Below are 13,655 nucleotides of genomic sequence, written 5' to 3' on the forward strand. Positions count from 1 at the left end.
ACAAACAATAAAGGGATAAAATTATGAATTTAAAGTCATTTCTAAAACTATCAGGATTGATCAGCCTACTGTTTATTAGCCAAGTTCAAGCAGAAACAAAGACATTGCTGAATGTCTCTTATGATCCAACACGTGAATTTTATAAAGAGTTTAACCAAGCTTTCATAGCAGACTATAAACAAAAAACAGGCATAGATGTTGCCATTAGGCAATCCCATGGCGGTGCTGGAAAACAAGCTAGGGCTGTGATCGATGGCCTACAAGCAGATGTCCTTACATTAGCTCTGTCTTATGACATCGATGCCATATCGGAAAAAACAGGGCTTTTTAATATTGATTGGCAACAAGAGCTACCGAATGATAGTGCACCCTATACTTCCAGTATTGTATTTCTTGTTCGTAAAGGGAATCCAAAGAATATTAAGGACTGGCCTGATCTAATAAAGTCTTCAGTATCCGTTATAACACCTAACCCTAAAACTTCAGGCGGCGCACGATGGAACTTTTTAGCCGCGTGGGCGTTTGCAAAGAAACACTTCGGTGATGATGAGTCGGCGAGAAACTTTGTCAGTAAGCTTTATAAGAACGTTCCCGTTCTTGATTCTGGTGCGCGAGGCTCCACAAATACATTTGTGCGTAATGGTATTGGGGACGTACTTTTGGCTTGGGAAAATGAAGCATTACTTGCAACGCATAATCTAAAAGATGCGAGCGAGTTTGAGATTGTCGTGCCATCAATTAGTATCTTAGCTCAACCTCCCGTAACTGTTGTTGATAAACATGCTAAAAACCATGGTGTCGCAAATGAAGCCAAAGCTTATCTCGATTTTCTTTATAGTCCTATTGCTCAACGATTAGCTGCTAAGCACTTCTATCGTCCAGTGAAGCCTGAATATGCTGATCCGGCTGACTTAGCGTTATTTCCTAATGTGTCTCTCATAAATGTAAATGATGCATTCGGTGGATGGCAAAAAGCACAGCAAACATATTTCAGTGATGGCGGCGTTTTTGATCAGATTTATAAGCGTGTTAAATAATGAAAATGAGTCGTTTAAAACAGCACTCAGTCATTCCAGGCTTTTCTTTAAGCCTGGGATACACGCTGATGTATTTAAGTGTCATCGTACTGTTACCTATGGCGGCACTTCTCGCCAAGACGATGACATTAACATGGACACAATTTTGGTCTGTTGTGACTGATCCTCAGGTTGTCGCATCGTATAAGTTAACTTTTGGGGCATCGTTAGTTGCCGCACTAATTAATTTACTGTTTGGTGCCCTGGTAGCGTGGATACTTGTACGTTATGACTTTAAGGGAAAACGTATTATTGATGCGTTTATAGACTTACCTTTTGCTTTACCTACAGCGGTAGCAGGGATCGCCTTGGTAGCTATTTATGGACCAAATGGAGCCATCGGCAGTCGGTTATTAGAGTGGGAAATTAAAGTCGCTTACACCCCTATAGGAATTACTCTCGCACTAGTCTTTATTGGCTTCCCATTTGTTGTAAGAACAGTACAGCCAATATTAGAAGATTTCGAGAAGGAACTTGAAGAAGCTTCAGCTGCGTTAGGTGCACATCGCGGCTATACCTTTCGTAGAGTAATTTTACCTCACATCGTTCCGGCACTCTTAACAGGCTTCTCACTAGCATTTGCACGCGGTGTGGGAGAGTATGGCTCGGTCATTTTTATTGCTGGCAATATCCCTTATCTCACGGAGATAACTCCCTTACTCATTGTGACGAAATTGGAGCAATATGATTATGCAGGGGCGACGGCAATTGCATGTGCAATGTTGAGCTTTTCATTAGTCATGCTTTTATTCATCAACGTATTTCAAGGGTGGATTGAATATCGAGAAAAACGCATAAGTGGAGTAATAGAATAATGGCTAATGAAATTAACCATCCTGCTGTAATAGATAGACCCTCAATGACGGTAAATAAAGGTGCGACTACAGAGCCTATTTATATTCGACGATTATTGATCACAATAGGACTTATATTCATCGGGTTTTGTCTATTACTTCCATTAGGCATGGTTTTACTAGAGGCGTTTAGAGATGGATGGTCTTTGTATATTGCATCAATCACTGAGCCAGATGCGCTTTCAGCAATAAAGCTTACATTATTGGTTGCACTTATTGTCGTACCATTAAATGTTGTGTTTGGTATCGCTGCTTCATGGTGTATTGCTAAGTTTGAATTCACGGGTAAACGCTTTTTGTTAACGTTGATTGATTTACCTTTTTCAGTTAGCCCGGTTATCGCAGGTTTAGTTTTCGTTCTGCTATTTGGGTCTTCAGGTTGGTTTGGTGATACTTTATCAAAGTGGGGTATTCAAATTATTTTTTCAGTTCCTGGTATTGTGCTTGCAACTTTGTTCGTTACGTTCCCATTTGTTGCAAGGGAATTAATTCCACTTATGCAAAGCCAAGGCAGTGATGAAGAAGAAGCAGCACGTGTATTAGGCGGTTCTGGATGGACTATTTTTTATAGGATCACACTACCAAATATAAAGTGGGCTCTTTTATACGGCATTATATTGTGTAATGCCCGAGCAATGGGTGACTTTGGTGCTGTATCTGTGGTGTCAGGACACATTCGAGGATTAACGAATACTTTACCGCTGCATGTTGAAGTTGTTTATAACGAATACCAATTTACGGCTGCATTTGCATGCGCATCTCTTTTGGCGCTTCTAGCTATTATAACCCTCGTATTAAAAGAAATATTTAAAGGAAACTTGAATTATAAAGGTGTGAAGTCATGAGTATAGAAGTAAAAAACCTATTTAAGCATTTTGGCAATTTTACTGCATTAAATGACGTATCAGTGGTGTTTCCTGAAGGAGGGTTGGTTGCTCTGTTAGGGCCTTCCGGTTGCGGTAAAACAAGTTTACTGCGCGTCATTGCAGGTTTAGAAACACCTGATTCTGGACAAGTGTATTTAAACGGAGAAGATGTTGAAAGCAAAGGTATCCGTGAACGGCAGGTAGGGTTTGTTTTTCAACATTATGCTTTATTTAAGCACATGAGCGTGTTTGAAAATGTGGCATTTGGTTTACGTGCTAAACCTCGAAGTCAAAGAGTATCCGAGTCGGAAATTCAAAAGCGGGTAATGCAATTATTAGAATTAATTCAACTTGATTGGTTAGCAGATCGTTATCCTGCACAATTATCGGGAGGTCAAAGGCAACGTGTAGCACTGGCAAGAGCTCTTGCTATTGAACCTCAATATTTACTTTTGGATGAACCATTTGGGGCATTAGATGCTAAAGTGCGCAAGGAGTTGCGAAGGTGGTTACGTAAGTTACATGATGAATTACATATAACTAGCTTATTTGTCACACATGACCAAGAAGAAGCGCTTGAAGTGGCTGATAAAGTTGTTTTAATGAATGAAGGAAGGATTGAGCAAATCGGTACGCCTGAAGAAGTATATGATAAACCAGCTTCAGAATTTGTATACCGATTTTTAGGCTCTTCAAATCGATTTAATGCGACTGCTTTGAAAGGTTTAACAGATGCAGGTGGAAAACCGATCGTGTCATCTATATTTGACCAAGAAAACATGCAAACAGTATATGCTAGGCCTCATGAAATCACATTATTGACTCACTGCTTAGAAGATAATTCGCTTAGTGCCAAAATTGAACGGTCCTTATCGATTGGTCCATTAACGAGACTTGAAATAAGGATCCCACAGTTAGATGAGTTAATAGAAGTTGAGTTACCTAGGCATGAATATCAATTAAAAGGGCTTAAAAGTGGCGATCAGGTGTGGTTAGAATTACCGCTTCTAACCTCTTTCCCATAAAAAATTGAGGTACCAATTAAGGGCAGGTTATGTGCCTGCTCATTGATACTTATTCAATACCTTTAAATTACCCTATAGAAAGAGGGGTATTCGGATACCTTAATTTACTGTTACGCGGTGCAGCTAAGAAATAAGCTATTGTTCATTGCGGTACGATAGAAATAACGATGCGGAAAGCCCTACCAGGCTGTCGCCAATAATCACGGCTTGTGTTTGTTTCATTGTGGTTTACTCATTCAGATAAGCTGTTTTAAATGCAAGGCAATGCAGAAGTACAGGAATCAAGGATCGAACACAGACTTCTGGCAATGCACATACATTCGCCAAAGTCGTGGTGCGCGGCCTGAAAAGACTGGATTGAGGCTATTATGACTAGCTGACCGGGGCTCACCAATAAAACCGGTCTACCATTTTAGAGATCGTAGATTTTAATCAGAAAAACCGTATTGGCGTTTAATCCAAGTAGTCTGGCCACGCCATATGGGCCTTTCACCCAACAATAGGTTGTGTCTAGCGCTTGGTAGATGGCCACCCGTAATGGTGTTATCCAATGTCTGAATACGTACAAGACCGGCAGTCAATAACTGTTGGCTTCTGATTGGCTTTCTATTTTCAATGAGTCCACCCCAGAGCCTTGTCCCGCGACAGCGTTAATCCTCCCTAAAATGATGGCACGTTCGTGCACTACCTCCATTTCCCGCATATTCACATTTAAATTCTAGTGTAATTTTTCTTGGCATTTCAATCTCTTTAGTTGTATTGAATAATATCTCTAACTAGGTCTCCCTGATAAGTCTTCCATTACACTTTGCACCGGCAACAGTATTTCACATAACTGTATGCTTCTTATTGGTAGCAAGTGTAGATGAATATGAGCGCAGATATGGCTTTAATACTGTGTCGCTAAATACGCCCCAGTTGTAATTCGATCTGCTGAAAATTCGCTAATCTAAAATACACTGTGTTATGGAAGTATTGTGACTGAGCTTACTATAGTGATAGTTTTAGCACCTCTTGATAAGGCTATATACCAATTTTACTATTTAACCTGAGGTTTGGATAAGGAATGTTCCAACTCATTGTTTCTAAAGCACAACTTAGTTTTTTCCTTGTCTAGCCAGAGAGTTTTAGGGAAAACACCGCTTCCGCGTCCTGCTCTCGCTAAGGTACCTACATCCTGTAGGCAAGGCGAATTTACGCACCAATAGCTGGCTATTGGAAGTGAATTCAACGCAGTTAGCGCTAAAACTGGCTGCTAGAAAGGCATTAATTATCCGCAGCTCAGGTTATTTATGTAGTTAATATCGGCTATCAGAATATATTCTGCTTCTAAGCCCTTGAACAGTAAAGTACTATCAGTTGTTTTTAGGAATAGGATTCTTCTTTTATGCCTGTTTAGAGTCGTTTATCGCATTTTAACTTTTGACATTAAGATGCTCTGACATTTGTTGAGCAACAAGCTGATAATGCTGATTTCTGGCATTAATTTCATCTTTTACTTTATTATAAGCTTGTTGTAGTAGAGATTTTGGATCCCAGTCATCTGCATCTGTCGAGCTAGTAAATTTGGCTAACCCTTGAAGCTCTTCTACGAGTGCTATTGCTATTAAGCCAAGTTCTGCATACTTTTCTATTCGAGCTTCAAAAAGCTCTTCAAAGTCAGGAGGATAAGAAGCGTACTCCCACGCGGCTCTGATATAGGCAATTGCATCATCAACTTGGCCAGATAATCTTAATATTTTATTAATCAAGTTTGTTGGTAAAGACTTCCAGTTAACATCGACTTTTATTTAGCGGCTCAAAATTAGGTGTTTTTACCTGAGGCGAAAGGCAACCTTTTTCATCTCTTTGAGCTTGGAAAAGGCCATCATCGTATGCTACCTCAAGGCATCCTGAAGTAAAACGTTCCAATAAGCAGCTGACCTGAATGGCTAAGTAAGTCTGGTCTTCTTTTTTCTTTTGCGCGATGAAACCACCAATCCTTTATTGTGGCTAATATAGCACCAATAATGACACCTACAAGACCAATAAGGGCTGCTTCTAATTTCATTTTTATTATTCCTAGTAAAACTTAAGCACCTTGCTGCAAAAGCCAACCTGGCAACAAGGTATTGTTTTGGTAACTTTGAAAATCAAATTCAGGCTGGATATTTCCTAAACACCCAATGCAAATTATCTTGGCTAGCGGGTATTAGTTCTGTTTTATTAAGAGACAACAGCCTTTGACCAGCGCTGCGAACGATAGACTCTGGTAAAAAATCACCGTATACAAATTCAGTTAAATGGTTTTCTATTTGCTGATAAACAGTGTAAGCACTATCAACGGGCACAAAACAAATCTGGCATTCATTTCCCTTGGTGCTGATAAACACTCGAAACTCATGGCCTCGTATCATCCCTAGATTTAGCTGCTCATATTCTGGTAAGTTTCCGATAAATTGGTGAATAGAACACACATTGATACTTCTCAATGCAGCTTTTGATTCATCATAAAGAGCTTCCCAATCACCCGCTTGATAAGATGATTTGGGAGATAATTGCTGGCCTTTATTGAAAGTAGCCAGAAATGTTTGCCAATTAGGCAATAAGGGTTTGAATGACTGGCTCTTAACCAAGCAAGCGGCTTGAAGTGGCGGCAAATCTCTTAATTGATATGACAGACGCTTGACTGAATAAAGCAGATGGTTAGGATTTGCCAACAGTGACATATGCTGCACTATTGATATGACTTCGTACTCTCTTGATGTATTCCCCATGTTCATTTCGCTGTCATCAAAAAAATCAAAATGGTCATTTTGATATTCAACCAGAAATGCCAGATAACTATCACGGCAGGCACCAGGTCTCCCTTCTAAAGCAAAGGCATAAATGTTTCGTATGGACTCTTCCATATCAACTGCATCGCGAATGATTTGAATTATGGCGTCTTTGGAACCGTAGGTGGTACGAGGAAGTTTTTGTCGAACGACAGTTGCATTGGTGTTAGCTAACACCAACTCAATTGATTGTATGTTCATATTTTTTCCTTAGCACATTGGCACTCAGCCAAAGCATTATTAAGTGAGATTGTGTTGCGCCATCAGTACTCTGAAAAGCACTTGTTCAAAATATCAACACTTACCAACTGGGGCAATATTAACTTTACAGTTACACGCGTTCAGTTACAAAAAGCGCAGCGAGTGCGAGGCTCGGGATTAAAAGACTTGAAGTGAGCGAACCTGCCTTGAAATTTTTGGGTCGATACTTCCTGAATTTCAATTTGAAAAACATAGCACTTTGTTAGATGTCAGTATGTTTGCAGAGACTAATTTGTTATTCTTAAAATCTTTCTAATCACGACTAGCGTCGAGTTGATAAACCCCAAAATAATCGAATTGATCAGGTGAAATCATGTTAACAATCTCAAACTCAGTAACACTTGCAGATTGGGAAATTGAACTCAATGCGATAAGATCGGCTGGTAATGGAGGACAAAATGTCAATAAAGTTGCAACCGCAATACACCTGAGGTTCGATATTAAAAGGTCCACCCTACCTACATTTCATAAAGAGAGGTTATTAAAACTTTCGGATAGTCGCATTACTTCTGATGGCGTTATCATCATAAAGTCTATGGAATATAGAACTCAGTTACAAAATAAAGAGGCTGCTTTAGAGCGATTAAAAGAAATAATCTTATCAGCCACAATTGTGCAAAAAGTTCGAAGAGCTACGAAACCAACAAAAGCCTCTCAGCGACGTCGTGTAGATAGTAAAACTAAACGTGGGGCTGCTAAAGCTCTAAGAAAAAAAGTGAATTTTTAATTTACAGGTTTATTTTCGATTGTTACTTAAAATGTGATAGCCAGTACAGTAGGAAAATTGACATGGTAGACTTTTGATTTGTGGTTATTGACAAGATAAAGGGTATTTCATTGGTATCTGGGAAATTGTGCTTTAAGCACAATGACACCTTCTTTGGTAATTCTTGAGTCTTTAAGTGCAAGTAGCCGCGATTTGTAAAAATCAGGCAATGTTGAGCGGTTGATGTCAAACCTAAGATGAATGGCACTGGAGACTTTATTGACGTTTTGTCCACCCGCACCTTGTGCGCGAATAGCGGAAATATCGATTTCCCACTCTGCAAGCGTGACGTTATTTGAGATTTTAAGCATAGTCTTTTCAAGCCTCCGTTTGCCATTTTAGCAAAGTAACTGAAGGCTTGAAATAGCAGCAACGAGCACTGAAACTGATTATGCTGTACGAGTTGCAATAGCAGGTGGTACTTTTGCAGCAACCATTGCGGGGTAAGTAACAGCTAACTGACCAGCAACGAGCATAATAATCGCACCAACAATCAAATAATCACCGGGTACACTGGTGAGCCCAAAGTAATTAACCAAGTAAATATTTGCAGTGATTGCGATGATTATACCCAGAGTAATACCAAATAAAGACACCACCGCATTTTCAATCATAAAGTAGCGTAGAATATCGGCCTGAGTCGCCCCGAGCGCGCGTCGAGTACCGATTTGCTTGCGACGTTTATGAACGGTGTATCTTGCCTGACCAAATATTCCTAACATAGTAACGCATGCCAACGCAGCAATTACCGCCTTTAATGTTTGGCTCACTGCATAATCGGCCTGCAAGTTCTCTGTCTTTATTTGTTCAAAGGACTTAAACGCATCAACCTGGCGACCAGGCTTTTTAAGTAATAATGCTTGAACTTCAGCCATTGCTGTTTCTCGCTGGTCTGGTTTCGCTCTAACAACAATAATTGTTTCTTCATAATGCTCTCTAATAGATCCAATCACAGTCATATCGTACGCATACCAGAACCGCCAAGGAGACTTCATAGTTTCAACGATACCCACAACCTTTTGCGGTACCGATTCAACATAAATAGTTTCTCCAACCACGCTACGCCAATCGTTCGGGCGAATTTTATGCGCTAAAGCTTGCGAGACTAAAACACTTGCGGACTCAGAGTGACCATCAAAGTATTTGTGTATCACGTCATTATATTTAAAATTTCTTCCTGCTACGACACGCAATCCGAGTGTATCAACGATGGTGTCATCCGAACCATAGTAGCCTGCGTGAGTTATCCTTTCATCTTCCTCAGGGGTGAAACCAACATCTAGTGAGCGACCCCAATTAGTAAGCGGCATACTAGTAATCGTACTTGCACTCTCAACACTGGCTAACGCACGAATGTCTGCAAGATCAGTATCAAGCGCCGCATTTTTTTCTTCATCAGTACCTTCAAGATTAGTGCTAAAACTAAACAACTGCTGCTCCGTAAGCCCAGTAGGCTTTGTCAGTTCTTGCTCTTTAATTACCATCATATATATGGTGTTTACTAGAATGGTAAATGTCAGCGCAATCTGCAGGACGAGCAACAATGGCGATGCTTTATTTTTGCTTAAAGTTTTTAAAATTGGCAATAAATCTCTCATTGGAAGACTCCTACAGGCATTTCAGCTGACTTGATGGCTGAACTTTTGCCGCACGTAGCGTCGGTAGCAAGCCAAAAGTAACCGCACTTATTACCGCAAGTACAATCGTCATAACAACAATACTTAGTGTCATTTCCAACATTTCAGCATATAAGTGACTATACAACTGCGCAGTTATACTCAACCCAATCTGAGCCAATATCAAGCCTAACACCCCTCCCACTAAGCCAATAATGAAGGTTTCAACAGTAAATTGAGCGATAATATGTTGCTTTGAAGCACCAACAGCTCTGCGAAGCCCAACCTCGCCAGACCTAGCATGGAACTTGGCAACCATCATAGCCATACAGTTCAGTAAACAAACAATCAGAAATGCAAATGCCAACCAAACCGCCACATTGCCATCATCCTTAATGATTTTTCTTTCAATAAGCTGCTCTTTAACATTGAATAGTTGATGTAGAGGTTCTCGTAAAAACCGGCCATATTCTCTTTGTTCCATCGAATAGTTAACCAAAAAGTCCATATATTGATTTCTCGCTGCGGCTGAGCTTAACTCTACCCAATATGAGACCCAAACACATTCAGATGCCAAAATAGCCGAAAAAGAGTCATCAGCGGGTTCTTTCCAACACTGGTAAGAAACATCAGAGCTAGTCCAATGTTGATTATTTATCTGTGCCTGAAATGGAATAATAATGTCCCTTGGTTTATTAAAGGCACGGGTCCTGTTGTCAAAAAATTTGGGAACTGGATACCAATCGTCAGTCACTCCAACGACGCGGTATTGCAAATCACCTATCAGCAACGACTTACCTATTGAGTTTTCTCCATTAAATAACTTGTTATTTAATTCATTGCTTATTACAGCAACTTGCAGACCGTCTTTGTCAGCAGTCTCATCCCATGCACCTCCAAATTTAAATGGCACCTCAAACATACCGAACATGTCACGATAAGCACTTCTTATTAACGTCATCTTTGCATCAGTAATAGGCTGCTCGGTCGCTCGAGACATCATCTTGAAACTAGCAAGAGGTGTTTGCCTCACACCACGTTTAGCATTTTGCAAATTTATCGCATCTTGGTAGCTAAGAATAAAAGGCGGGACTTCCTTTCCTTGAGAAATATTGAAAGGTTTATCAGGTCCATAACTATTTAGGCGAACATTAAACAGTTTGTCGCTTTTAGAAGGAATAGGGTCTTTTGCCAATAAATAACTAACCGTATAAGTCGTCATTGCAGCACCTATTCCAACGGCAATTGTGACCACCATTAAAAATGATAAAAACGGCGTTTTTCGCAATGAAATAAGTGCCAATTTAAGATAGTAGCCAAACATAACTTATCCCTAAGCAATCGCTTTGTTACAGTGTTTACGCTCAATTATCACGCCATCACGGATCTCAATAATGCGCTGTGCTTTGGCTGCTTGATGCGTATCGTGCGTTACCATCACTACACTCGTTCCTTGTGTATTAATATCCATGAGCAATTCCATAATACTATCTGCCATTTTGCTATCTAAATTACCCGTTGGTTCGTCAGCAAGTAAAAATGAAGGTTTACCAGCTATTGCACGAGCAATCGCGACCCTTTGCTGTTGACCTCCTGATAGTTGCGATGGGTAATGCTCCTTACGTGAGGCAAGGCCCACCTTATTCAACGCATCCATGATCCTTTCATGACGTTCTTTTGAAGATAATTTACGATAGCGAAGAGGCATATCAACATTGTCGTAAAGGTTGAGGTCCGGAAGTAAGTTAAAGCTCTGGAAAATAAAACCGATCTTTTCATTACGTAGTTTAGATTTAGCTTTATCACTTAACTTTTCAACATTGATGCCATCTAGCTCATAACTCCCGTCACAAAAATCCTCTAACAGACCTGTAATGTTTAAAAAAGTCGTTTTTCCTGAACCCGATGGGCCGACTACTGAAACAAACTCCCCCTGCTCTATACGTAAGTCAAATGGCTGTAAGGCTTGAGTTTTTATTGTATCGGTATAGTAAGCTTTGGATAAGTGACGCATGGATAGCATATTACAGCTCCTTATTGAATTATTTTCACACTGGGAGCGTCTTTAAAGATTCGCGCGTCAGAGGTAATCACCTGATCGCCAACATTAAGCCCCGAAAGTACTTCTACTTGCCCAATACTTCTTAATCCGATTTGTATTGGTGTTTTTATTGCAGAACCCTCTTTTACTACGTAAGCAAACTGTCCGTTATAGGCTTCTATGTATTGCCCGTGTGGTAGATAGGCAATATTTTGCTTTTGTTCAATCACAATTCGACTCGTTAACCTTTGGTTCTGCCTTAACCCCTGAATGGTGTCGTCTTTAAATCGAATTTTCCCTTCAACTCGACCATTTTCAATTTCTGGAGAGATAGCAACTATTTCTCCACTATACACTTCTCCATTAAGACTTATCTCAGCCAACATTCCCAGCGCAAGGTCGTCTGAATAGCTTTCTGGGATTTGCACCTCTATCTCATACTTTGAGAGATCCACCACACTAAGTAATGGCTGATTTTTGGCGACTGTATTTTTTTGCTCTACCGTCAAGTTACCAACTAATCCACCTACCGGCGAAAGTACTTTTAAAGCAGCAACTTGCCTCTGAAGCTCCACCACTTTTACTTTTTGCGCCTCAAACTCTAACTCTTTGGTACGGATCTCAAATTTTTGGCTTTCTTTTTGTAACTCCACTTCTTTAATTGCTAGGCGATATTCACGCTCTGCGTTTTCGAGATCATCTTTGGCTTTTTGATAGTCAATGTCACTTACAACTTGCGTTTTCAAACCGTTCTCAGAACGGCGCATCTCCCGCTTTGCTGCATTTAACACAACAGTCGCTTTACCTAAATAATTCTCTTGTGCTAAGTCTTGCTTTTTGGCTTGAATAATTTGCCTTTGAAGTTCCGTTTCTAACTTGTTTAACTGTGCTTGATGTTGTGCAAATTCGCTTTTCAACTCAGGACTATCTAGAACGGCGAGGACTTGTCCTTCCACCACACTGTCACCAGACTCTACCAAGTAGGTAACCGTTCCCTGAGCAGGGCTATATATAGTGGGGCGCCGCGCTGCCACGACTTTACCTTGAACAGAAATATCGCGGATGAAGTCACCTCGCTTCACTGATGCTATGTGAACTTTATCGCTAGAAACAGCTGTTTGACCGCTTGCCCACTGTGTAAAAATGGGGGTCATAAAAAAAACAGCAATTAATATAAAAATACCAATTACTATTATGAATAATCTATTTTTCTTTGGTCTTTCAACCACCGAGTCTTGAGCGCTCGTATCTGGAATATAGGCCATGAAATAATCCTTTTACCACTGCCTTAGCTATTGAGTACTATGTATTTTTGGAGCATTATTACTAACTATTCCACCACAATCACATCTCTTCGTTTAATTATTAGAAGCCAACAATTTAATACCAAAGCATGAATTATCTAGCGAAGTAGACCTCAAAAGCTTAAAACAAATCTGGTAACCTGAGTGCCTAAACCTTACACAAAGCCAAGACTAATGTCACGAGAAATAAAACATTTTGTTAACTATTTGGTTTGATTTTTGACAACCTCTAAGTACCGACTCTCGATAAACTTTTTTTCTTTAGACAAGTGCTCTAATGCTTCTCGCGTTTGTTCCAACTCTTTTTGGATAGCCTGAAGCTTTGGCCCATCTTCTACTTCTTGCTCTTGCACCATTAGCTGTTGCAAAGCCTGATTTTGTTCGGCTATTTGTCGTTTGTATTCATTAATCGTTAGAGACATATCTTGACGCTCCTTCTCAAAGGTAGCGACCAATTGCTCCAATTCTTGCTCGGACGTACCTCCCATCGCTTTAGAAGCTTCCAACTGCTGCTTTAATGTGTCATTTTCTTTTTGTAATTCCTCTGTAGATTCATATTGGTCATAAAGTTTTCTTCTTGTTTGCTTCAGTCGCTCTAAACTCTTCGACAGATCCCCCCTAAGTTTCTTTATTAATCGATGCGACTTAAGTAGCTTACTGTTTAAATCGTCCATGCGAGTTTGTTCTTCGGTCGAGATATGATCCTGTGTAGAGCGTTTAACCTCTGCTAATTGCTGCTCTAAATGGACTTGTAAATTAGCCAACTCTTGAATGGTATGTTGATTATCTTCAACAAACTTCATCGACTTATTTATCGCTTCGCGACAATGTTGGAGTAGATACTGTTGCTCTGGGTTGGATGTCCCAGATCCACCAGCAGCCTTTGCAAAGAGCCTAAACTCTCGGAGGATTAACAGCAAAATATAGAACCAAAAAGCCAATATCAGCAGCCCGATATTTACCGTCATATAGATAAATACATCAATTGGTAGTTTACCTAGAAACATATTGCACACTCATTATTTTCTTA

The 13,655-nt window shown here is 40.1% G+C and carries 13 protein-coding genes and 1 pseudogene; 5 read left to right on the top strand and 9 right to left on the bottom strand.

The features are described 5' to 3' along the window. Positions 1-23: 23 nt before the first annotated feature. Genes GSF13_RS04440 through GSF13_RS04455 form a run of 4 tightly spaced genes read left to right on the top strand, consistent with a single transcriptional unit; the run spans position 24 to position 3,821 of the window. The gene (locus GSF13_RS04440; RefSeq protein WP_206471731.1) at positions 24-1,037 is read left to right on the top strand and encodes a sulfate ABC transporter substrate-binding protein; all 1,014 of its coding nucleotides are present in this window, start codon (positions 24-26) and stop codon (positions 1,035-1,037) included. Between the two features lie 5 nt (positions 1,038-1,042). Further along, complete coding sequence (gene cysT, locus GSF13_RS04445; RefSeq protein WP_206471837.1) at positions 1,043-1,891, top strand: sulfate ABC transporter permease subunit CysT; 849 nt, start codon at positions 1,043-1,045, stop codon at positions 1,889-1,891. A 44-nt stretch (positions 1,892-1,935) separates the two neighbouring features. Beyond that, complete coding sequence (gene cysW, locus GSF13_RS04450; RefSeq protein WP_202947504.1) at positions 1,936-2,775, top strand: sulfate ABC transporter permease subunit CysW; 840 nt, start codon at positions 1,936-1,938, stop codon at positions 2,773-2,775. Next, a complete protein-coding gene (locus GSF13_RS04455; RefSeq protein WP_211865350.1) occupies positions 2,772-3,821 on the top strand; it encodes a sulfate ABC transporter ATP-binding protein in 1,050 nt (349 codons plus the stop codon). The genes cysW and GSF13_RS04455 overlap by 4 nt, the downstream gene beginning before the upstream one ends. A 1,415-nt stretch (positions 3,822-5,236) precedes the next feature. Here GSF13_RS04455 and GSF13_RS04460 read toward each other — a convergent pair. The 3 genes from GSF13_RS04460 to GSF13_RS04470 form a co-directional block, all read right to left on the bottom strand. Further along, positions 5,237-5,572, bottom strand: coding sequence for a hypothetical protein (locus tag GSF13_RS04460; RefSeq protein WP_206471730.1), 336 nt, complete (start codon positions 5,570-5,572; stop codon positions 5,237-5,239). Between the two features lie 131 nt (positions 5,573-5,703). Further along, complete coding sequence (locus GSF13_RS04465) at positions 5,704-5,871, bottom strand: hypothetical protein (protein WP_211865352.1); 168 nt, start codon at positions 5,869-5,871, stop codon at positions 5,704-5,706. 88 nt (positions 5,872-5,959) lie between these two features. After that, on the bottom strand, positions 5,960-6,838 hold the full coding sequence (locus GSF13_RS04470; RefSeq protein ID WP_211865354.1) for a hypothetical protein: 879 nt from the start codon (positions 6,836-6,838) through the stop codon (positions 5,960-5,962). Between the two features lie 373 nt (positions 6,839-7,211). Here GSF13_RS04470 and arfB (GSF13_RS04475) point away from each other — a divergent pair, with 373 nt between their 5' ends. Continuing rightward, positions 7,212-7,625, top strand: coding sequence for an alternative ribosome rescue aminoacyl-tRNA hydrolase ArfB (gene arfB, locus GSF13_RS04475; RefSeq protein ID WP_010603936.1), 414 nt, complete (start codon positions 7,212-7,214; stop codon positions 7,623-7,625). Positions 7,626-7,750: 125 nt separating this feature from the next. Here the strand turns inward: arfB (GSF13_RS04475) and arfB (GSF13_RS04480) are convergent. The 6 genes and pseudogenes from arfB (GSF13_RS04480) to GSF13_RS04505 all read right to left on the bottom strand — a co-directional run. Beyond that, positions 7,751-7,975, bottom strand: a pseudogene (gene arfB / locus GSF13_RS04480) (alternative ribosome rescue aminoacyl-tRNA hydrolase ArfB); the annotation flags it as partial. Positions 7,976-8,053: 78 nt separating this feature from the next. Then, positions 8,054-9,262 carry an FtsX-like permease family protein gene (locus GSF13_RS04485; RefSeq protein ID WP_010603938.1) on the bottom strand — a complete coding sequence of 403 codons (1,209 nt, stop codon included), beginning with the start codon at positions 9,260-9,262 and terminating at the stop codon, positions 8,054-8,056. A gap of 10 nt (positions 9,263-9,272) precedes the next feature. Continuing rightward, the gene (locus GSF13_RS04490) at positions 9,273-10,604 is read right to left on the bottom strand and encodes an ABC transporter permease (protein ID WP_010603939.1); all 1,332 of its coding nucleotides are present in this window, start codon (positions 10,602-10,604) and stop codon (positions 9,273-9,275) included. Between the two features lie 9 nt (positions 10,605-10,613). After that, entirely contained in the window at positions 10,614-11,303 is a 690-nt protein-coding gene (locus GSF13_RS04495) for an ABC transporter ATP-binding protein (protein WP_010603940.1), read from the bottom strand. Between the two features lie 11 nt (positions 11,304-11,314). After that, complete coding sequence (locus tag GSF13_RS04500) at positions 11,315-12,586, bottom strand: efflux RND transporter periplasmic adaptor subunit (protein ID WP_010603941.1); 1,272 nt, start codon at positions 12,584-12,586, stop codon at positions 11,315-11,317. Positions 12,587-12,828: 242 nt separating this feature from the next. Continuing rightward, entirely contained in the window at positions 12,829-13,632 is an 804-nt protein-coding gene (locus tag GSF13_RS04505) for a chromosome partitioning protein ParA (protein WP_206471724.1), read from the bottom strand. Positions 13,633-13,655: the final 23 nt, after the last annotated feature.

It is taken from the genome of Pseudoalteromonas sp. M8 (assembly GCF_018141365.1).
GTDB lineage: Bacteria > Pseudomonadota > Gammaproteobacteria > Enterobacterales > Alteromonadaceae > Pseudoalteromonas.

Coding starts and splice junctions, on each gene's coding strand:
- GSF13_RS04485 (WP_010603938.1), bottom strand. CDS start 9,262: ATGAGAGATTTATTGCCAATTTTAAAAACTTTAAGCAAAAATAAAGCA.
- GSF13_RS04495 (WP_010603940.1), bottom strand. CDS start 11,303: ATGCTATCCATGCGTCACTTATCCAAAGCTTACTATACCGATACAATA.
- GSF13_RS04465 (WP_211865352.1), bottom strand. CDS start 5,871: ATGAAATTAGAAGCAGCCCTTATTGGTCTTGTAGGTGTCATTATTGGT.
- GSF13_RS04490 (WP_010603939.1), bottom strand. CDS start 10,604: ATGTTTGGCTACTATCTTAAATTGGCACTTATTTCATTGCGAAAAACG.
- GSF13_RS04440 (WP_206471731.1), top strand. CDS start 24: ATGAATTTAAAGTCATTTCTAAAACTATCAGGATTGATCAGCCTACTG.
- GSF13_RS04505 (WP_206471724.1), bottom strand. CDS start 13,632: ATGTTTCTAGGTAAACTACCAATTGATGTATTTATCTATATGACGGTA.
- GSF13_RS04470 (WP_211865354.1), bottom strand. CDS start 6,838: ATGAACATACAATCAATTGAGTTGGTGTTAGCTAACACCAATGCAACT.
- cysW (WP_202947504.1), top strand. CDS start 1,936: ATGACGGTAAATAAAGGTGCGACTACAGAGCCTATTTATATTCGACGA.
- GSF13_RS04500 (WP_010603941.1), bottom strand. CDS start 12,586: ATGGCCTATATTCCAGATACGAGCGCTCAAGACTCGGTGGTTGAAAGA.
- cysT (WP_206471837.1), top strand. CDS start 1,043: ATGAGTCGTTTAAAACAGCACTCAGTCATTCCAGGCTTTTCTTTAAGC.
- GSF13_RS04455 (WP_211865350.1), top strand. CDS start 2,772: ATGAGTATAGAAGTAAAAAACCTATTTAAGCATTTTGGCAATTTTACT.
- arfB (WP_010603936.1), top strand. CDS start 7,212: ATGTTAACAATCTCAAACTCAGTAACACTTGCAGATTGGGAAATTGAA.